The sequence below is a fragment of the Bradyrhizobium shewense genome (assembly GCF_900094605.1).
GTDB lineage: Bacteria > Pseudomonadota > Alphaproteobacteria > Rhizobiales > Xanthobacteraceae > Bradyrhizobium > Bradyrhizobium shewense.
The window spans coordinates 59,920-80,125 of sequence record NZ_FMAI01000008.1; the positions used below are offsets into that span (position 1 = coordinate 59,920).

Sequence of the window (20,206 nt, forward strand, 5' to 3'; positions counted from 1 at the left end):
GAAACTACCGCAGCGACAGCCAGCCGAGCGTGAACAGGATGCCGCCGACGATGACGGCCATCGCGATCGCCCAGATGCTGACCCGGGCGCTGCCGGTGACCTGCTTGACTTCCTCATTGCGCGCAATCTCGCGATTGCGCTCCTTGTTGGCTTCGCCAGTATTCGTCATGAATCATCCAAATCGCTTTGTCGTTTTGCGCATGATCTTGTCGGAAAACCGCTACACACTTTTCCGGATCATGCGCTAACGCGTCTTGATGAAGCACATGCCGATGCGGCGCGAGGCCGCGGCAGCCTGACAGGTGAGACCGTTAGCACAGCTCCATGACGTAAAACTCTCATCTCGCGTTCCCGATCCCGCATCTTGCAGGGAGCAATGCGCGCCCCAGCCGTCCTGATATTCGCTCCCGGCGAGCTCCCGGCTGCCGCGGGTCTGCGGTCGGCCGGCAAATCCGCGTGAGAAATCAGGACGTTTTCCGGTGGAGAACGCGGTCAGGATGTCGCGGCGGCGGGGCTGGTCGCCGAGAAAGTGCGGCGAGGCCGGCACGATGCTCGCATTGGACGACCTGTCCGCCAGCCAATCGACGCCCGGAAAGTGAAAGCCGCCGATGCCGCGGGTCTGGTGGCAGCCTGAGCAAGTGACGTCGTTGAGACGGCGCTGAAAGCCCGCGACCGAGCGGATGTTTTGCACGTCGCCGCGCGCGACCGCCTGCTTCAACGCACCGACCACGTCGTTATCGGCGAAGACCGCTTTGCCCTCCCCTTCAGCCTGCATCATGCCGAATTCCGGCTGCAGCGCCGAAGCATCGAGGCCGGCCGGCGTCGGCACCACCGCACTTCTGGCCAGGAATTTCTCGGGGATCAGCACGGTGCCGCGATCGAACTCGCGAAGATGCTCGGGTGCGAGCAGCCAATCCTTGAAGCCGCGCCGAAGCGCGTCGTCCGCCATGATCCGGTCGCGGTCGATCTGGTTCTCAAGCGTCGATTCCTCGAAGGTCTTCGTGGCGGAATTGTACTTGAACACCTTGAGCAGATAGTCGGAGCGGAAATCGTGCAGCGCCGACTTCGCCGCGACCGAGAGCTGGATGTTGGTCTCGATACGATCGAGCATGGCGTCGTCTCGACTGCCGACCAGCTCTTGCCAATTGCCATTGTCGAGCCAGCGCCGCGCGAGCTCGGCGCAACTGATCGGCTTGCCCTCTGCGTCCGTCTGGCGCGCATCCCGCGCCTTCATCACCAGATTGAGCGTCATCGGCAACCGCGTCGCGGTTTTGCCGTCGAAACGCGCCAGTCGATAGATCAGGCGGATCTCGCCGCAGGAATCCTCCGACGCATAGGCGCGGTCCATGCGGTTGACGATGCCGGCCAGCACGAAGCGCGTGTCGCGGGATTTCAGCACGGCCCGATCGAACAGCTGCACGTCAAAGCCCTCGCCGACGCCGATGGTCTCGGTCGGATAGGCCGCCTTCTGCCTGATGATGTAGCGGTCGAACTCCGCGTCGATCGCCGGCGGGATGTCCTTGAGCTGGGACAGCTCTGAAAACAGCAGGTCGGCCGTCAGCGGCCCATCCGCCTTGCGCTCCGGCGACAATAGGCGGGAGATGGTGAGAGCGTCGCCCTCATCGAGCTTGCGCAGCAGATCGGGATCGGTGATGGCCGTGCCACGCGTCAGCGGCGCGGTCTCCGCTGCCGATAGCGCGGCGGTACCGCCGAACAACACGGCGGCAGCAAGGAGAATTCGCAACGCACGGCTCATGCCTGAGGTAACACCGCGGCGGTCCGCCTATTCAAGCAAAAAGGCGCTTCACATGGTGGTGAAGCGCCCTTCGAAAGTCGTATCTGAGCCGCTCAGCGCGAGACGATCAGCCCCTTGCTGGTGACGACGACCCAGCGGCCGTCCTGGCGGCGGATCGCATCGACGCGGCCGAGGCCGGGGATGGGATCGCCGGGATAGACCTCGTAAAGCCCGTCGCGGCCCTCGATCAGCGCACCGCCATTGGCGGCGTTGCGCAGCCGCCAGCCTTCGACCGCCGGCAGGCGGCCGACCTCGGTCTTGGGTGCGGCGGCCACTGGCGCCGGCGCGGCAGCGGCGGTCGCAAGCTGGGTCGGCGCGATCGAGCCGGTGGTCTCCTTGGGCACCGCTGCTGCGGCCTGCGCGGGGGCGGCGGGAGGCGTGGCGCGGAGCTTGTCGACGGTCTCGGACAGCTTTGCGATTTTGGCCATCGGCTCGGCCTGCGCCTTCTCGAGCTTGTCGAGGCGGTCATTGGCCCGGTTGAACTGGGTGACGCCGGTTTTCGAGCTGTGCTCGACATTGGCCTTGAGCGCGACGAGGTCGGCATCGATCCGGGCGACCGAAGCATCGAGCGCGCCGGTGTCGGCGACCTGCACCGGCGCCTGGGCCGGGGCGGCGAAATGCATCATGCCCGCGGTTGCGAGCGCGCCGCTGACGGCGCCGACGCCGGCGGCGATCGCCACCACCGCGGCCATCGCCGACAGGCGGCGCTTGCCGCCAGTCTCGCGCGGCTCCTCCGCCTTCACATGCGGGGCAAAATCCTCACGGTCCCAAGAGCCGTCCCAAGACCGCTCCGACGGCGCCATCACGATCAGCTTGCCGGGCTTCGGCTCGGGCTTGGTTTCGGCTTTGGCTTCGAGCTTCGGCACGTCGATCCGGGATGCCTCAATCTTTGGCGGCTCGACCTTGATCGGATCAGGTTTGGGCGGCGCCTCATGGTCCGGGGCAATCGAGGGAGCCTCGATCCCAGCGGCCTCGACGGCCTGCGGCGCGGTCGCAGCAGCCTCGACGACGCCGGTGTCCTGGGCAGCCTGCTCGGGCATTGGTTCGCTCACGGCTCAAATACTCCAGTCTGGGTTGACCTTTTGGTAACTTTCATTGCTTGCGAAATCCTTACCTGCGGACCCGCTTACCGAAATTTTAGGAAGTTATCCGGGGCCGAATTTGGCCGGGAAAGTGGAACCGGTGTGGCGGGCGTGAAACAAATTGTAATCGGGCGAAGATGAACGGCCGCGCAACGGGAGACTCACGGCGCGACCTCCAACCCGTCATCCCCGCGCAACGGCGAAGCCGTTGTCGCTGGAGGCGCGAGCGGCGCGGTGCGTAGTACCGCGCCAGGAGCCTCGAAGGATGAACGGCCGAGCTGCTGCAGCCGGGCCGTCGCCATTCGAGGCTCGCTGCGCTCGCACCTCAGGGTGACGGGGAGAGAGTTGAGCGCGGCCGCCTCCGCACCGTCACATCACGACCGGCGCATCCGGCAGCTCGTTTGGATGCAATGCACCCGGCGGAAAATGCCGCGCCAGTTCGCGCGACACCGCCGCAATGCCGTCGCTCACGCCGCGCTCGAACTGGCCCGACCTGAACTGCGTCTCCATTGCGCGGCAGATGCTCTCCCAGCCTTCGGCACCGACCTTGGCGTGGATGCCGCGGTCGGCGACGATCTCGACGTCGCGGTCGGCGAGCAGGAGATAGATCAGGACGCCGTTGTTATGCGCGGTGTCCCAGATGCGCAGATGCGCGAACACGTCGAGCGCGCGCTCGCGGGCCGGCTGGTTGCGGAACAGCGGCGCGCCGTCGAGCGCGCCTTCGACCACGAAACGGACCTGGCCGGAATGGGTGGTCTCGCCCTGCCTGATCGCCTGCTCGATGCGGGCGAGCACGGCTGGCGGAAAGATCTGCTTTGCCCGCCAATGATGCTGCACGAGATGTCTGGCAATGCGCTTGATGCTCATGACCGCTACCAGCTCCCCGAGGCGCCGCCGCCGCCAAAACTGCCGCCACCGCCGCTGAAGCTGCCGCTGTCACTGCTGCTCGACGATCCGCTGCTCCAGCCACCCGACGAGGAGCCGCTCGACCACGAGCCGCCGCGCGAACGGCCAGTGCCCGGCGTGATCGCCGAAAACAGATCGGCGACGAATCCGATGATGAAGCCGAGCGCTCCGACAGCCATGGCGAGCGCGAAGGAGCCAAGAATGAGCCAGGTCAGCCCTGCGATGATGCCGCCGGTCACCAGGGATCCAAGCAGCCGCCCCAGCATGGCCCGGAAGAACCCGCCGACCCCGATCGAGGCGAACAGCGTCACGATGAAGATCGGCGCGAGATCGTCCAGATTGCCGAAGTTGACGGTGGGAGAAGGAACCGGCAACGGCTCGCCGTCGATGACGCGGATCATGCGATCGACGCCATCCGAGATGCCGCCGCCGAAATCGCCCGTCCGGAATTTCGGTGTGATGATCTCGTCGATGATCCGCCGCGAGGTGACGTCGGTGAGCGCGCCTTCGAGGCCGTAGCCGACCTCGATGCGCAAATGCCGGTCATTCTTGGCGACGACGAGGATCGCGCCGTCGTCGACCCTCTTGCGGCCGATCTTCCAGGCCTCCGCAACGCGGATCGAGAATTGCTCGATCGTCTCCGGCTGCGTGGTCGGCACGATCAGGACGGCGATCTGGCTGCCCTTGCGCGTTTCGAAGTCACGCAGCTTTTGCGACAGCGCGGCGGTCTCGCTGCTGGACAGCGTCCCGGTCTGATCGACCACGCGGCCGGTGAGCTCGGGGATGGCGACGTCGGCTGAGGCGGAGGATGCGAAGGCGAAAAGGAGTGCCGCAACGAAAACCGCTCGCCACACACTCAGTGTCATCGCCCGGCTTGACCGGGCGATCCAGTATTCCAGAGACGCCAGCGAGATACGGAGAGGCCGCGGCGTACTGGATTCCCCGCCTTCGCGGGGAATGACAGTGGTGGGTGAAACGAGCATCGGAGCCGAACGCGCTTACTTCGACGGCGCCGGCGCCGGGTTGAAATCGACCTTCGGCGCGGTCGAGATTTCCTTCTCGTTTGCGACCGAGAAGTTCGGCTTCTCCTTGTAGCCGAACATCATCGCGGTGAGGTTGCTCGGGAACGAGCGGATGGTGACGTTGTAATCCTGCACCGCCTTGATGTAGCGGTTGCGCGCCACCGTGATGCGGTTCTCGGTGCCCTCGAGCTGCGACATCAGATCCTTGAACAGCGCGTCCGACTTGAGCTGCGGGTAGTTCTCGGTGACGACCAGCAGCCGCGACAGCGCGCTGGAGAGCTCGCCCTGCGCGGCTTGGAACTTCTGGAAGGCGGCCGGATCGTTCAGCACCTCGGGCGTCGCCTGGATGCTGCCGACCTTGGCGCGCGCATTGGTGACGCCGAGCAGAACGTCCTTCTCCTGCTGGGCAAAGCCCTTCACCGAGTTGACGAGATTGGGCACGAGGTCGGCGCGGCGCTGATACTGGTTCACGACCTCGGACCAGTTGGACTTGATCTGCTCGTCCTCGCTCTGGATCGCGTTGTAGCCGCAATTGGTGAGGCTCAGCGAGGCCAGCGCCGCCAGCACGGTCAGGATCTTGCGCATTAAATTTCTCCCGGTGGAATCCCGTAACTCAATATCAGATAGCGATAACGCGGTGCCAGCTTTTCGGGTTCATTCCGGGGCGCGAAGCAAGCTATGGGGCGCCCTTGCGCACCTGAAAATCTCGAGATTCCGGGTCTGGTCCTTCGGACCATCCCGGAATGACTGCGCTGGATGAGCGCACCCCAGCCGACTGACGCAAGCCTCTTGCCTATCCCTGACCGACATAGTCAACTCGACGAAACAATAAGACAGAGCACCGGGGGGAACGCGATGACCTCGTTCGAGACCATCCTCGTGGAGAGGCCGGATCCGGCGATCACCCGGATCGTGATGAACCGGCGGGAGGCGCGCAACGCGCAGAACCTGCAAATGACCTACGACCTTAACGCCGCCTTCGACGCGGCGGTGCAGGACGATGCGGTCAAGGTGATCATCCTCGCCGGCAACGGTCCGCACTTCTCCTCCGGCCATGATCTGCGTCCCGGCAGCAAGAATACCGCCGGTGTCGATTTTCCACCGATCGGAAATTGGGGCGGTTTTGCTGAACCGAATGCCCATGGCCGCTTCGCGCGCGAGCAGGAAATCTATCTCCAGATCACCCGGCGCTGGCGCAATCTGGCAAAACCGACCATTGCCGAGGTCCACGGCAAGTGCATCGCCGGCGGGCTGATGCTGGCCTGGGCCTGCGACCTCATCATGGCCAGCGACGACGCGCAGTTCTGCGATCCCGTGGTGACCATGGGCGTCTGCGGTGTCGAATGGTTCGTGCACCCCTGGGAGCTCGGCGCGCGCAAGGCCAAGGAGTTCCTGTTCACCGCCGACAACTGGAGCGCCGAGGTGGCGCACCAGCTCGGCATGGTCAATCAGGTCGTGCCGCGCGCGGAGCTTTCTGCGCGCACGCTGGAGCTGGCGCGCAGGATTGCGGCAAAGCCGGCCTTCGCGCTGAAGATGACCAAGGAAGCGGTGAACCGCTCGGTCGACGTGATGGGCCAGCCCGCCGCGACCGACCAGGCCTTTGCGCTGCATCAGCTTTGCCATGCCCACAATCTTCAGGAGTTCGGCATGATCGTCGATCCCTCAGGCCTGCATCCCTCCGTGCGCAAGCCGCCGGCGGCCGCGGAGTAATTGCGATGGACCTCAATCTCAGCGACGAGCAAAGACTGCTGCGCGAGAGCGCGGAGCGCTTCGCGGCCGGAAGCTACGATGCCGATCACCGCCGCAAGATGGCGAACGATCCGCTCGGCTTCAGCCCGGCGGTGTGGAAGCAGTTCGCCGAGCTCGGCTGGCTGGCGCTGCCGATTGCGGAAGAGTTCGGCGGCCTTGGCGGCGGCGCGGTCGAGATCGGCATCCTGATGGAGGCGTTCGGTCGTGGGCTGGTATCGGAGCCCTATGTCGCGACCGTGGTGCTGGGAGCCGCACTGATCGCCAGATGCGGCACCAATGAGCAGAAGCAGGAGAGCCTGCCGAAGATCGCGGATGGATCATTGAAGCTTGCGTTGGCGCATTCCGAGCGCGCGGCAAGGTTCGATCTCGCCAGGGTCGCAACCGCCGCCGACCGGACCGCGCAGGGCTGGCGCCTTGCCGGCAGCAAGATCGCCGTGCTCGACGGTCATGCCGCCGACGAGTTCATCGTCTCCGCGCACATTCATGATCATCAGAGGCCTTCGGGACGGATCGGCCTGTTCCTCGTGCCGGCGACGACGCCTGGCCTCGTCGTCAGCGACTATCCGCGCCTCGGCGGCGGTCGCGCCTGCAACATCGAGCTGTCCGACGTGCATCTGCCGGAGGACGCCCTGCTCGGTGACGGTCACGACGCGCTGCCGGCCATCGAATGGGCTATTGACTGCGCCATGGCGGCGCTCGGTGCGGAGGCCGTCGGCATCATGCAGACGCTGCTGGACACCACGCTCGAATACACCAAGATCCGAAAGCAGTTCGGACGGCCGCTGTCGGCCAACCAGGTGATCCGCCATCGCCTCGCCGACATGGCGATGCAGGTCGACGAGTCTCGCTCGATGGCACTGCGCGCTGCGCTCAAGGCAGATGCCGCGCCGGTCGAGCGGGCACGGGCCGCGTCCGGCGCGAAAGCCAAGATCGGCAAATGCGCGCGCTTCGTCGGCGAGCAGTCGATCCAGCTCCACGGCGGCATGGGCGTCACCGAGGAGCTCGAGGTCGGCGCCTATTTCAAGCGCCTCGTCGCCTTCGACACGCTGTTTGGCGGCAGCGCGCACCACTACGCCCGCCACGCCGAACTTGGCCGCAAGGCCTGATACGGGAGAGCTTCATGGACCTGTCGTTCAATGCCGAGGAGCGCGCCTTCCAGAGCGAGGTGCGCGGCTTCATTGCCAAGAACCTCACCGAGGAGATGAAGCGCGCGACCGCGCTGACGCCGTCGGTATTCTCCGACCCTGATATCGGCATGGCCTGGCAGCGCGCGCTACACAGGCAGGGCTGGGGCGCGCCGGGCTGGCCGGTCGAACATGGCGGCCCGGCCTGGACGCCGGCGCAGCGCTGGATCTTCGAGACAGAGTCCGCGCGGGCCGGCGTGCCCAATGTGAATGTCATGGGCGTGAAGATGGTCGGGCCGGTCATCATCGGCTTCGGCTCGCCCGAGCAGAAGAACTTCTACCTGCCGCGGATTCTTTCCGGCGAAGATTACTGGTGCCAGGGCTATTCCGAGCCGGGCTCCGGCTCCGACCTCTCCTCGCTGAAGACGCGCGCGGTGCGCGACGGCGACGACTACATCATCAACGGCACAAAAATCTGGACCACGCATGCGCATCACGCCAACCGAATGTTCGCGCTGGTGCGCACCAGCGACGGGCCGCGGCAGCAGGACGGCATCAGTTTTATCTTGATCGACATGAAGACGCCGGGGATCACGACACGCCCGATCCTGACGATCGGCGGCGACCACGAGGTCAACCAGGTGTTCTTCGACGACGTCCACGTGCCCGTGGCCAACCGCGTCGGCGAGGAAGGCAAGGGCTGGACCTACGGCAAATATCTGCTCGAGTTCGAGCGCGGCTCGGGCATCGCCTCGGCCAAGCTGCGCGAGGGGCTGAAGGCGATTTCGGATCTCGCCGAGTCGGACCTGACCGGCCGCGCCATCGACAGTCCCGATATCGCGGCGCGCATCTCGGAGGTGGAAGTCGATATCGACGCGCTTGAAATGACCGAGCTGCGCGTGCTCTCCGCGCTGCAGACCGGACAGAATCCCGGCGCAGTGTCGTCGATCCTGAAGCTGCGCAACAGCGAAATCCGCCAGGCCGTGACGCGGCTCGGGGTCGACGTGATCGGCCACGACGCCCTCGCCGTCGAGCCGATGCGGCCGCTCTACAAGCTCAACCACGAGCCCGCGACGCCGGAGGAGATGCTGACAATGGTGCCGGAATATCTCAACGGCCGCGCCTATACGATCTTCGGCGGCACCTCGGAGATCCAGCGCGATATTATTGCGAAGACGATGCTGGGGATTTGAGGGGCCAGGAATTTAGCTCGAGTTGGCGCGGCATTCTCCGCTGTCGTCCCCGCGAAGGCGGGGACCCATAACCACAGGGAGATGTGGTTGCGGGGACTCGGAGTTACCAGCTCGCGCCAAACTCCTCCCTGTGGCTATGGGTCCCGGGTTCGCGCTTTGCGCGCCCCGGGACGACAGTTGAGTTTGTCGCGACAGCCACCACAACAACGCGTTGCGCCTAACCCGCCACCTTCGCATCCCTGATCGCCTGCCAGATCTTCTGCGGCGTCAGCGGCGTATTCAGCTGGGTGATGCCGAGCTCGGCGAGTGCGTCCATCACACCATTAGTGACGCAGGGCGGGCCGCCGATGGCACCGGATTCGCCGCAGCCCTTGGCGCCGAGCGGATTGGTGCGGCAGGGCGCGGAACCATCGAGCGTCACCACGATCGGCGGCACGTCGTCGGCGCGCGGGATGCAATAGTCCTGGTAGCTCGCGGTAAGGAGCTGGCCATCGGCATCATACGAGACGCCTTCATAGAGCGCCTGGCCGATGCCCTGCGCGACACCGCCATGGATCTGGCCGGTGACCAGCATCGGGTTCACGGCAACGCCGACGTCGTCGACCGTGGTGTAACGCACGACCTTGGAGACGCCGGTTTCAGGATCGATCTCGACCTCGCAGATATGCGTGCCGTTCGGCCAGCTCGGACCGTCGACTTCGCCTTCGGAATCGACGCTGAGCTTGGCGCCGCCCTCCTTCTCGGCGATGTCGAACAGGCTGATGCGGCGGTCTGTGCCGACCACGGTGAGCATGCCGCCCTGATATTCGATGTCCTCGACGGAGGTTTCGAGCACGTTCGCCGCCTTCTCGCGCGCCTTCTGGATGAGGTCATTCGAGGAGACCGCCACGGCCGTGCCACCGACGAACAGCGAGCGCGAGCCGACGCTGCCGAAGCCCATCGCGAGATCGGTGTCGCCTTGCACGACATCGATCTTGTCCATGGCAATGCCGAGCGTGTCGGAGATCATCTGGGTGTAGGTGGTCTGCAGCCCCTGCCCCATCGCCATGGTGCCGGAATGCAGCACGACGCGGCCTTGAGAGGTCGCGTGCAGGCTGACCTTCTCGGTGTGGGCGCGGCCGCCGGTCCATTCGATGTAGGAGGTGAGACCGCGTCCGTAGAGCAGGCCCTTCTTCTTCGCCGCCTTCTTGCGCGCGGCAAAGCCGTCCCAGTCCGCCAACTTCACGGCGCGGTCGAGCATGTGCGCGAAGGCACCGGAGTCATAAACCTGGCCCGCCGCATTGGTGTAGGGCAGCTGACCCGGCTTGATGTAGTTGGCTTTGCGGATCGCGCGCGGATCGATGCCGATTTTTCGCGCGGCGGCGTCGAACAGGCGCTCGACGATGAAGACCGCTTCGGGCCGGCCTGCGCCGCGATAGGCACCGACGGGCGCGGTGTGGGTCATCACCGACTTCACCTCGAAATGCACCAGCGGCAAATCGTAGACGCCGGTCTGCACGAACGGGCCGAGCACCAGCGGGATGATGTTCGCCGCGCCCGAGGAATAGGCGCCGGTGCAGCCGATCGACTTGACGCGATAGGCCAGCACCTTGCCCTTCTCGTCCAGCGCGAAGGAGGCAGTCGAGGTGAGATCGCGGCCGTGGGTGCCACCGACGAATTCGTCGGTGCGATCGCCGCGCCAGCGGATCTTCTTGCTCAGCTTTGTCGCGGCATAAGCGACGATGCCGTCCTCGGGATAGAGGTTGGTCTTCTGGCCAAAGCCGCCGCCGATATCGCCGACCAGCACGCGGACGCTGTCCTTGGGACGCTTCAGCACGGCCTCGGCGAGCACGTCGCGGGTGGAGGCCGGGGTCTGCGACTGCACATGCAGCAGCAGACGGCCGGTCTTCTTGTCGATCTCGGCAATGGTCGAGCGCGGCTCCATCGCCGACGGCACGAGGCGCTGGCTGACGAGATCGAGCTCGACGCTGTGCGCGGCTTTGGCAAACGCCTCGTCCACTTTGGCGGCATCGCCGTAAGCCATCGCGCCGACGATGTTGTCGGGCGCCTCCGGCCACACCACGGGCGCGCCGGGCTTGACGGCCTCGACCGGATCGACCACCGCAGGCTGCACGTCGTACTCGACCACGATCGCTTCCGCCGCGCTCTGCGCCTCGACGCGGGACGACGCCACGACGGCAGCCACGGCTTCACCCGCGTAGCGCACGACCTCATGGGCGAGCAGCCGGCGCGGCGGCACCGTCATCGGCTTGCCGTCCGGGCGCTTGAAGATGCTCAACGTCGGGATGCTGCCGACATCGTCCTTGACGAGGTCGGCGCCGGTGTAGATCGCGGTCACGCCCGGCATCGCGGCGGCTGCACTGGTGTCGATCGAGACGATCTTGGCGTGGGCATGCGGCGAGCGCAGCACGTAGAGCCACAGGGCGCCGTCGCCCGGCTTGTCGTCGATGAATTGCCCCTTCCCGGTCAGCAGCCGCTGGTCTTCCAAACGCTTGACGGGCTGCCCCGCTCCGAAACGCAAATTGCCGGGAAGAATGTTCATTCCGTGGGGTCCTCAGGGTCGCTTGAAATGCGGCAGCCTTTTAGCGGATCGAGGCATGCGAGGCCAGCCGCGGTTTTGGGCGGGATATCCACGATTTCGGCATGCCAATTGAGTTTTGTCATTCCGGGGCGTCCGAAGGACGAACCCGGAATCTCGAGATTCTCGGGTGCGCAAGGGCGCACCCTAGTTCGATGCTACGCATCGCCCCGGAATGACGGCTACTGAGAGCGGCTTGCGCCGTGCCCACGATCTCTTTGACGTCGAGAAAAGTCGTGGGCACGCTTCGCTTTGCCCACCCTACGGAAGCTACGCAAGCTCCCTGAGCGCCGCCTCCACCACCTTGCGCGCCTCGGCGGTCAGTGCGGCCTGCGGCGGGACGGGGTCGCCGACGTCGTAGCCCTGGATCGAAAGCCCCGCCTTGATGCAGGCGGCGAGGTTGAAGCGGGCGAAAGCTTCGTTGATGCGCCACAGCCGGCGCTGGAGCGCCATGGCCTCGTCCCAGCGGCCGGCCTTGCAGAGGTCGTAGAGCGCGACACTCTGGCGCGGGATGATGCAGGCCGGTCCCGCCATCCAGCCAAGCCCGCCGATCAGCATCACCGCGGCCGGGATGTGGGCGGAGGCCGAGAACACCCGCAAGGCATCGCCGCAGCGGTTCATGATCGAGAGCAGCCGGCCGGTGTTGGTCGAGGCGTCCTTGATGTAGCCGATGCGCGGGTGCTCGGCGAGGCGCGCGATGATGTCGAGGGTGAGGTCGGAGCGCTGGAATTGCGGATTGGTGTAGATCACGACGGGAATGTCGACGGCATCCGCGATGGCGCGGAAGTAGGATTCGACCTGGGCATCACTGAGCGGGAAATACGCCTCCAGGATCGCCAGGATGCCGTCGGCCCCACACTTCTGGTACGCCCTCGCCTGCGCCACCGCATCCGCCGTCGAGGTCGAGGCGACGCCCGCGATCACGGGCACCCGGCCCTTCGCCGCCTCGATCGTGGTCTGCACGACCGCCGTGCGTTGCGCGGCACTGAGATAGGCGAACTCACCGGTCGAACCCAGCGGTGTCAGCCCGTGCACGCCCGCGCCGATCAGATCGTCGCAGAGCTTTGCGAGGACGTTCGTCCGCACTGTGCCGTCGGCATCGACGGGCGAGACGAGATAGGGAAAGACGCCGTGGAATTCGGACATGTCGGGGGCTCCGGAAGCTGGCACCCGACGGGTATTAGCAATGCCCGCCCCCGCGATCAAACCTTGAGCAAGCGTACTCGCGTGCCCCAGGGATCGATCGCCTCCACGCCGTCGGCAAGCGCCGTGACCTTCGCACCGCCTTTGCGCAGGCGCTCTTCCTGCGCGGCGAGCAGCTCCGGCTTGGCCATGACCAGCGAGAACCAGGCGAGACCCGTCATCTGATCGTCGCGCTGACCGGCGCCCTGGCTCTGCCAGACGTTCATGCCGAGGTGATGATGATAGCGGCCCGACGACAGGAACGCCGCGCCATTGCGGCTGCGGGTCGGATCGAGGCCAATCGCGCCATGATAGAAGCCTCCGGCCTGCGCGAGATCGCCGACGCGCAGATGCATGTGGCCGATGCGCATTCCGTCCGGTGCCCTGGCGTAATCAGGCACGCGCGTATTGGTCAGCGACAGGAGATCGGGAATGTTGAGCTCGTCGGACGCCATCTTCACGCTGCCCTCGCTCCATTGCCATTGCGAGGGATCGCGGTCAGCATAGACCTCGATGCCGTTGCCTTCGGGATCGTCGAGGTAGACGGATTCGCTGACGAGGTGATCGGCGAAGCCCGACAGCTTCACGCGGTGCGAGGCCGCGTGCACAAGCCAGCGCGCCAGATCCTTGCGGGTCGGCATCAGGAAGGCGGTGTGATAGAGGCCGGCGGCATTGCGCGGCTCGATTTCCGCATCGGGGCGGGCCTCCAGCACCAGCAGCGTGACGCCGGCCGTACCAAGCTTCGCCGCAGTCGCCGAGCGCTCCATCACCGTGAGGCCGATCACATCGCGGTAATAGTCGGCGACCTTGTCGAGATTCTTCACCCGCAGCGTCACCATGCCGACCCGCATCGGCGTGCGGCTGGCATAGGTCGGCCCGCCGCCCTGCGGCGTGCCCTCGGCCCGTGCGGCAGCTGCGGCGGCCATGGCAAGCGAGGTCGCGCCGGCGAGTTGCAGCAGGGTGCGGCGGGTGAGGTCGATGGTCATCAGTCAGGGCTCGCTGAAACTGGTTGAGGCCGTGCGGCGCAATGTCGGTCCAATTGCTACACGTTCCCGTGAGCGGCTCCCAATCACATGTTCGTCGGCCGTAACAGGCGGTGTCCTGACCACCCGGCCAGTTTCGCGATTCCCCGCGACATCCCAGATTGAGGGCAGCTTACAGGAGCCAGCCATGACTGACCCAACTCCCCTGTCCTCACTGTCGTCCGCCCTTGCGGATGTGGTGGCGCGCACTGCGCCCTCAATCGTCTCGGTGCATTCGCATCGCTCCCGTGCGACCGGCTTTGCGTGGAAGCCAGGCCTGATCGTCACCGCCGACGAGGCGCTGGCCGATGAGGGCGAGGTCGAGATCGGCTTGCCCGACGGCAGCCGCGCGGCCGCCACGATCGTGGGCCGCGACCACACCACCGATATCGCGCTGCTGCGCACTGAGGCCGCTGCTACGCCGGTCAAGTTCGCCGCAACAGTCCCGCCCCTCGGCGCGTTGTCGATCGTGGTGGCCACCAACCGCGAGACGCCGAGTGCCGCGCTGGGGATGGTATCGGCGTCCGGCAGCGGCTGGCGCTCCCTGCGCGGCGGCGAGATCGATGCGCGGATCGAGCTCGATGTCCGCCTGCGCGGCAGCCAGGAGGGCGGCCTTGCGCTCGATGCATCGGGCGAAGCCTTCGGCATGGCCGTGCTCGGCCCGCGCCGCGTGCTGGTGATCCCGACCGCGACGATCGAGCGCGTCGCGGCCCAGCTTGAGACGCGCGGCCGCATCGCGCGCGGATATCTCGGCCTCGGGCTCCAGCCGGTGCGGCTCGACGACGGAATCGGCGCGATGGTGATGAACGTCGACAGGGCCGGTCCTTCGGCCGCGGCCGGCATCCGCCAGGGCGACGTGATCGTCGCGGTCAACGACCAGAAGCTGTCAGGCGTGCGCGCGCTGTCGCGAACGCTGGGTCCTTCGAGCGTCGGCGCGGTGGTCGACGTCGCGGCGCGCCGCGGCGGCGAGCCGATCAGCTTCAAGGTCACGGTCGGCGAGAGGCCGGAGGCTTGAGCGAGGACCGGACGCCGGAGATCGTGCTTGCCCTGGAGATTGACGATCCCGCCCTCGCCGATCGCCTGGCGGCCTTGCTCGGCAGCGTCGCCGGGCTTCGCCTTGCCGGGCCCGGCGAGGCGGCCGCGGCGACGGTCGTCGCTCGTGATCCGCGCATCATGCCCGCCGACATCGCGCTGACGCAGCGCGAGCTCGACGTGCTGGCGCTGATGGCCGAGGGTGCCTCCAACAAGATGATCGCCCGCCGGCTCGGCATCTCCGTGCACACACCGTCAAATTCCATGTCGGCTCGCTGCTCGACAAGCTGGATGCCACCGGCCGCACCGATGCGGTGGCGCATGCGGCGCGCCGCGGCGTGATCGAGCTATGAGGCCGCCGGAAAGCTGAGCTCGACCGTCAGGCCCGGCGCATTGTCATGCAGCGCTATTCCCGCGCCGTGAAGGCGCGCGACCGCGGCGACGAGACTGAGGCCAAGCCCGTTGCCCGGCGTGTAGCGGCTCTGCTCGAGCCGGTAGAAGCGCTTGAAGACGTGATCGCGCTCCTCGGTTGGAATGCCCGGACCATCGTCGGCGATGGCGATCACCGCGCCGCCATCGACGCTGCGGCAAGTCACGGTCACCTGCCCGCCTTTGCAGCCGTGCTTGATCGCGTTGTCGACGAGATTGGCGATGGCATCGAACAGCAGGTCGCGATCGCCGGTGATTGGCACCTCGCGGTCTCCGGCGAGGCTGAGGCGCGTTGAGACCTGCTCGGCGGCGGCGTCGTAGAGTTCGACGACCTCGCCGGCGATCTCGGCGAGGTCGAGCGCGCGGAAGGCGCCGGTGCGGGCGCGGGTCTCGATCTCGGAGATCCGGGTGATGGAGGCGAACATGCCGAGCACGGCGTCGAGATCGGCGATGGTGTCGCCGATCAGCGCGGCATCCGCCTCGCTGTTGCGTTCGTGGTGATAGGCCTTTTCCAGCCGGCCGTGCATCCGCGTCAGCGGCGTGCGCAGATCGTGGGCGACGTTGTCGCTGACCTGCTTGACCTCGCCCATCAACGTCTCGATGCGGTCGAGCATCTGGTTGAGGTTCTCGGCGACGCGGTCCCATTCGTCATGGCTGCCGCGCAAGGGAATGCGCTGGTCGAGGCCTGAGAGCATGATGGCGCGGCTGGTGGCGTTGATCTCCTCGATCCGCCCGACCGTGCGCCGCGTCACCAGCACCGCGGCGAGCCCGGCGAGCACCAGCAGCAGCACGGCAACCGCCGCCATCGCAAGCTCGATCATCGCGGTGAAGCCGCTGTGATCGCCGGCGTCGCCGACCCGGCTCCGCACATAGGCGATCGTGCCGAAATAGACATAGGCCATGATCGCCGCGACGATCAGCCCGAACGCCGCGATCGCGATCAGCGCCAGGCGGAAGGTCGAGGAGCGGAGCGTCTTAACCAGGAGCACGGAGGCAATATCCGATGCCGCGGATGGTGTGGATCAGCGGATAGGCCTGGGCATCGTCGACCTTGCGGCGGACGCGACCGACATAGACGTCGATGATGTTGGTGGAGGGATCGAAATGCAGGTCCCAGACGTGCTGGAGCAGCATCGCGCGGGAGACGACCCGGCCCTCGTTGCGGACGAGATATTCGAGCAGCTGGAATTCGCGCGGCAGCAACGGAATCTTCCGGCCGCGGCGGCTGGCGTTGCGTGCGATCAGATCGATGGCGAGATCGCCGACCCGCAGCAGCGTCTCCTTGGCGATGGTCTCGCTGCGGCGGCCGAGCGCCTCGAGCCGCGCCAGCAATTCGGTGAAGGAGAAGGGCTTGACCAGATAGTCGTCGCCGCCGGCGCGCAGGCCGCGGACGCGATCATCGACCTCGCCGAGCGCGGAGATGATCAGGAACGGCGCGGCGACGCCGTCGTCGCGCAATTGGCGCATCACGCTGATGCCGTCGATATCGGGCAGCATGCGGTCGATCGTGATCACGGCATAATCGCGCGCGGCGCCGTGGCTGAGGGCTTCACGCCCGCTGGCTGCGAGATCGACGTCGTAGCCGGAGGTCGTCAATTCCTCGACGAGCTGGCCTGCGGTTTCCGGATCGTCCTCGACGACCAGGATGCGACGGTGACCTCCGGTCATGCAAAACTCCGCGCGACAATCGCCACCAGACTATCCCGTTCCGGGGCTGGACGGAACCGCCCGGTGGCGATCGCGACAATGGTGCGGTACGGCGATGCGACTACCAATAGTCTCCGCACACATTGACCCATTGCCATCCATAGGGCGTCCAGCTCCTGCGCCAGCAGCCGTCATTGTAGCCGGCGTAAATGAAGGGCGCGCCGAAGACGGCGAAACGACGGAAATGATGATGGTGGAAGCCGCGGTGGCCGTGCCAGCCGGCACCGGCGAAACGCGGCCCGATCCCCGCATGCGCGAAGCGTGCGCCGCCAAAGGCGGGACCGCCGACATGGGCGAAGCGCGCACCGCCCATCCCGCCGGCGCGCATGCCACCGAAGCCGCCTGCGTGCATGCCGCCACCGAAATGCCCGCCACCCCCGAAATGACCACCACCGCCGAAATGACCACCACCGCCGAAGCCGCCGTGTCCGCCGCCGCCACGGGCGAGCACTGGTGAAGCTGCCGCCATCGCTGCGGCGACCGTCACCGCGGTGAGGCTTTTGAGAAGCCTGTTGTTCATCGAAGCATCCTCCTTGCAGTGCGGCGGTCTTAACGCCGCACGAGGATGATCAGATGAGAGCAAGGGGTCGGCGCCTTCAACTTACAAACGCGCCAGATTCTGACGCGGGTGTTAGGGAGAGGGCGTCCAACTCTCTCCCCGTCATTGCGAGGAGCTCTTGCGGCGAAGCAATCCAGGATCTTTCCGAGGAGGGATTCTGGATTGCTTCGCTGCGCTCGCAATGACGATGTGGAGCGAGTTCGCCGTACATCCAGCAGTTGACCTCTCCCCGCAAAGGGCGGGGAGAGGTCAATATCTCACGCCCGCTTGCCGTTGTTCTTCTCCGCGGCGCGGCGCAGGGCTTCGGCGAGGGCGCCGCCGCCGGACGATTCCTGCTTTCGCGGTGCGGACGACGTCATGCGTGACGGGTTGCGCGAGCTGTTGTCGCGCTGCATGCCGGGGGCGTCCTTCTTGGCGCCGACCTCGTCGTCGAGACGCAAGGTCAGCGAGATGCGCTTGCGGGCGACCTCGAAGTCCAGCACCTTCACCTTAACGATGTCGCCGGGCTTCACCACCTCACGCGGGTCCTTGATATAGGTCTTGGACATCGCGGAGATGTGCACGAGGCCGTCCTGGTGCACGCCGATGTCGACGAAGGCGCCGAACGCGGCGACGTTGGTCACGGTGCCCTCGAGGATCATGCCCTTCTGGAGATGCTTGATCTCCTCGACGCCTTCCTTGAACACGGCGGCCTTGAACGCCGGACGCGGATCGCGGCCGGGCTTTTCCAATTCCTTCAAGATGTCGGTGACGGTCGGCAGACCGAAGGTCTCGTCGACGAAATCCTTCGGCTTCAAGGTGCGCACGATCTCGCTGCTGCCGATCAGCGCCTTGATGTCGCTCTTGGTGGCGCTGAGGATCCGGCGCACCACCGGATAGGCTTCCGGATGCACGCCGGAGGCGTCGAGCGGGTCCTCGCCGCCGAGGATGCGCAGGAAGCCGGCGCACTGCTCGAACGCCTTCGGCCCGAGCCGCGGCACCTCCTTGAGCGCCTTGCGCGACTTGAACGGACCGTTGGCGTCACGATGCGCCACGATGCTCTGCGCCAGACCTGAGCCGACACCCGACACGCGGGCGAGCAGCGGTGCGGAGGCGGTGTTGACGTCGACACCGACGGCGTTCACGCAGTCCTCGACCACGGCATCCAGCGATTTTGCGAGCTTGGCCTGGCCGAGATCGTGCTGATACTGGCCGACGCCGATCGCCTTGGGCTCGATCTTGACGAGCTCGGCGAGCGGATCCTGCAGCCGTCGCGCGATCGAGACCGCGCCGCGCAGCGTGACGTCGAGACCCGGCAATTCCTCCGAGGCGAAAGCCGAGGCCGAATAGACCGACGCGCCGGCTTCCGACACCACGATCTTGGTCATCTTCAGCTCGGCCAGACCCTTGACGAGATCGCCTGCGAGCTTGTCGGTCTCGCGCGAGGCGGTGCCGTTGCCGATCGCGATCAGCTCGACACGATGCTTCAGTGCGAGCTTGCCGAGGGTCGCGAGCGACTCGTTCCACTGCCGCTGCGGCTCGTGCGGATAGATCACGGCGGTATCGACCACCTTGCCGGTCGCATCGGTGACGGCGACCTTGACGCCGGTGCGATAGCCGGGATCGAGCCCCATGGTGACGCGGGTGCCGGCCGGCGCGGCCAGCAGGAGATCGCGCAAATTGGAGGCGAACACGCGCACGGCCTCGGTCTCGGCTGCGTTCCACAGCCGCATGCGCAGGTCGATATTGAGATGCACCTGGATCTTGGTGCGCCAGGCCCAGCGCACGGTGTCGATCAGCCAGCGGTCGCCGGCGCGCTTGAGGTCGGCGATGCCGAACCGCTTCATGATCTTCAGTTCATAGGCGCTGGGCACGCCCGGCGGCGGCGCCTCGGCCTCGGCCTGGATCTGCAGGTCGAGGATCTCCTCCTTCTCGCCGCGGAACATCGCGAGGATGCGGTGCGAGGGCAGCTTGGTCAGCGGCTCGGAGAACTCGAAATAGTCGGCGAACTTCTCGCCCTCGGTCTTCTTGCCGTCGCGCACCTTGGAGGCCATGCGCGCATTGGTCCACATTTCCTCGCGAAGCGCGCCGATCAGATCGGCGTCCTCGTCGAAGCGTTCGACCAGGACGGCGCGGGCACCGTCCAGCGCGGCGGCGGCATCCGCAACGCCCTTCTCGGCGTTGATGAAGCCTTCGGCCACGGCCTTCGGATCGTTGGTCGGCTCCGCCATCAGCTGGTTGGCGAGCGGCTCGAGGCCGGCCTCCTTGGCGATCTCCGCCTTGGTGCGGCGCTTCGGCTTGAACGGCAGATAGATGTCTTCGAGACGGGCTTTGCTGTCGGCGGCGAGAATGGAGGCCTCGAGCGCGGCATCGAGCTTGCCCTGCTCGCGGACTGATTCGAGGATGGCCTTGCGGCGGTCCTCGAGCTCGCGCAGGTAACCCAGGCGCTCCTCCAGGGTGCGCAATTGCGCGTCGTCGAGCGCACCGGTCGCTTCCTTGCGGTAGCGGGCGATGAAGGGAACCGTGGCGCCGCCATCGAGCAGCGTCACCGTCGCCTCGACCTGCTCCGCCCGAACCCCAAGCTCCTGCGCAATTTTCTGGTTGATATTTGCCACGCGAGATTCCCTTTATCCAAGCCCGCTGTGCGGCGGCGAACCACCGGCCACGGGACGCCGCTTATGGACCAACCGGGGCTGATTCATCAAGGTACGGCCTAGCATCGTCGACAGAGGATTTTTTGTCGAGATGATGCGATCTCGCCACATTCGTAAGCGCGCGACGGCTTGACATCGGCCCCGCGTTCCGCACCTCCTTCTCTGCCGGGCTACCGAATTCCAAGGACTAATC

At 66.1% G+C, this 20,206-nt stretch carries 17 protein-coding genes and 1 pseudogene; 5 read left to right on the forward strand and 13 right to left on the reverse strand.

The window, feature by feature from the left end; translation table 11 throughout:
* Positions 1 to 4: 4 nt before the first annotated feature.
* The 6 genes from GA0061098_RS45015 to GA0061098_RS17000 form a co-directional block, all read right to left on the reverse strand.
* Positions 5 to 169: a hypothetical protein gene (locus GA0061098_RS45015; RefSeq protein ID WP_165637416.1), complete on the reverse strand. Its 165-nt coding sequence runs from the start codon at positions 167 to 169 to the stop codon at positions 5 to 7.
* Positions 170 to 244: 75 nt separating this feature from the next.
* Complete coding sequence (locus tag GA0061098_RS16975) at positions 245 to 1,756, reverse strand: hypothetical protein (RefSeq protein ID WP_091958018.1); 1,512 nt, start codon at positions 1,754 to 1,756, stop codon at positions 245 to 247.
* Positions 1,757 to 1,848: 92 nt separating this feature from the next.
* Positions 1,849 to 2,835 (reverse strand): hypothetical protein, encoded by a 987-nt coding sequence (locus GA0061098_RS16980; protein ID WP_165637445.1) that lies wholly within the window; start codon positions 2,833 to 2,835, stop codon positions 1,849 to 1,851.
* 411 nt (positions 2,836 to 3,246) lie between these two features.
* Positions 3,247 to 3,744 carry a TPM domain-containing protein gene (locus tag GA0061098_RS16985; RefSeq protein WP_091958027.1) on the reverse strand — a complete coding sequence of 166 codons (498 nt, stop codon included), beginning with the start codon at positions 3,742 to 3,744 and terminating at the stop codon, positions 3,247 to 3,249.
* Positions 3,745 to 3,749: 5 nt separating this feature from the next.
* Entirely contained in the window at positions 3,750 to 4,649 is a 900-nt protein-coding gene (locus GA0061098_RS16990; RefSeq protein WP_165637417.1) for a TPM domain-containing protein, read from the reverse strand.
* 132 nt (positions 4,650 to 4,781) lie between these two features.
* Complete coding sequence (locus GA0061098_RS17000) at positions 4,782 to 5,390, reverse strand: LemA family protein (RefSeq protein ID WP_018317247.1); 609 nt, start codon at positions 5,388 to 5,390, stop codon at positions 4,782 to 4,784.
* Between the two features lie 270 nt (positions 5,391 to 5,660).
* Between GA0061098_RS17000 and GA0061098_RS17005 the strand changes: the two genes are divergently transcribed.
* Genes GA0061098_RS17005 through GA0061098_RS17015 form a run of 3 tightly spaced genes read left to right on the forward strand, consistent with a single transcriptional unit; the run spans position 5,661 to position 8,871 of the window.
* Positions 5,661 to 6,515: an enoyl-CoA hydratase gene (locus GA0061098_RS17005; protein WP_091958034.1), complete on the forward strand. Its 855-nt coding sequence runs from the start codon at positions 5,661 to 5,663 to the stop codon at positions 6,513 to 6,515.
* A 5-nt stretch (positions 6,516 to 6,520) separates the two neighbouring features.
* Positions 6,521 to 7,660 carry an acyl-CoA dehydrogenase family protein gene (locus GA0061098_RS17010; protein WP_091958038.1) on the forward strand — a complete coding sequence of 380 codons (1,140 nt, stop codon included), beginning with the start codon at positions 6,521 to 6,523 and terminating at the stop codon, positions 7,658 to 7,660.
* A 14-nt stretch (positions 7,661 to 7,674) separates the two neighbouring features.
* Positions 7,675 to 8,871, forward strand: coding sequence for an acyl-CoA dehydrogenase family protein (locus GA0061098_RS17015; RefSeq protein WP_091958041.1), 1,197 nt, complete (start codon positions 7,675 to 7,677; stop codon positions 8,869 to 8,871).
* A gap of 217 nt (positions 8,872 to 9,088) precedes the next feature.
* Here the strand turns inward: GA0061098_RS17015 and GA0061098_RS17020 are convergent, their stop codons facing one another.
* From GA0061098_RS17020 to GA0061098_RS17030, 3 genes are all read right to left on the reverse strand, one after another.
* Positions 9,089 to 11,413 (reverse strand): xanthine dehydrogenase family protein molybdopterin-binding subunit, encoded by a 2,325-nt coding sequence (locus GA0061098_RS17020; protein WP_091958045.1) that lies wholly within the window; start codon positions 11,411 to 11,413, stop codon positions 9,089 to 9,091.
* A 306-nt stretch (positions 11,414 to 11,719) separates the two neighbouring features.
* Positions 11,720 to 12,595 carry a dihydrodipicolinate synthase family protein gene (locus GA0061098_RS17025; RefSeq protein WP_091958049.1) on the reverse strand — a complete coding sequence of 292 codons (876 nt, stop codon included), beginning with the start codon at positions 12,593 to 12,595 and terminating at the stop codon, positions 11,720 to 11,722.
* 56 nt (positions 12,596 to 12,651) lie between these two features.
* Entirely contained in the window at positions 12,652 to 13,617 is a 966-nt protein-coding gene (locus GA0061098_RS17030) for a VOC family protein (protein WP_091958054.1), read from the reverse strand.
* A 184-nt stretch (positions 13,618 to 13,801) separates the two neighbouring features.
* Between GA0061098_RS17030 and GA0061098_RS17035 the strand changes: the two genes are divergently transcribed.
* Both GA0061098_RS17035 and GA0061098_RS17040 read left to right on the forward strand, forming a co-directional pair.
* Positions 13,802 to 14,668, forward strand: a complete 867-nt coding sequence (locus GA0061098_RS17035) for a S1C family serine protease (RefSeq protein ID WP_091958058.1) — start codon at positions 13,802 to 13,804, stop codon at positions 14,666 to 14,668.
* Positions 14,665 to 15,038: pseudogene (locus tag GA0061098_RS17040) on the forward strand (response regulator transcription factor). The gene GA0061098_RS17035 and the pseudogene GA0061098_RS17040 overlap by 4 nt, the downstream one beginning before the upstream one ends.
* Here GA0061098_RS17040 and GA0061098_RS17045 read toward each other — a convergent pair.
* From GA0061098_RS17045 to GA0061098_RS17065, 4 genes are all read right to left on the reverse strand, one after another.
* Positions 15,033 to 16,103, reverse strand: coding sequence for a sensor histidine kinase (locus GA0061098_RS17045; protein WP_091958062.1), 1,071 nt, complete (start codon positions 16,101 to 16,103; stop codon positions 15,033 to 15,035). The pseudogene GA0061098_RS17040 and the gene GA0061098_RS17045 sit on opposite strands and share 6 nt — an antisense overlap.
* On the reverse strand, positions 16,090 to 16,782 hold the full coding sequence (locus GA0061098_RS17050; protein ID WP_018317258.1) for a response regulator transcription factor: 693 nt from the start codon (positions 16,780 to 16,782) through the stop codon (positions 16,090 to 16,092). The genes GA0061098_RS17045 and GA0061098_RS17050 overlap by 14 nt, the downstream gene beginning before the upstream one ends.
* 100 nt (positions 16,783 to 16,882) lie before the next feature.
* The gene (locus GA0061098_RS17055) at positions 16,883 to 17,341 is read right to left on the reverse strand and encodes a hypothetical protein (protein WP_091958066.1); all 459 of its coding nucleotides are present in this window, start codon (positions 17,339 to 17,341) and stop codon (positions 16,883 to 16,885) included.
* Positions 17,342 to 17,637: 296 nt separating this feature from the next.
* Positions 17,638 to 19,974 carry a Tex family protein gene (locus tag GA0061098_RS17065; protein WP_091958075.1) on the reverse strand — a complete coding sequence of 779 codons (2,337 nt, stop codon included), beginning with the start codon at positions 19,972 to 19,974 and terminating at the stop codon, positions 17,638 to 17,640.
* Positions 19,975 to 20,206 lie beyond the last annotated feature (232 nt).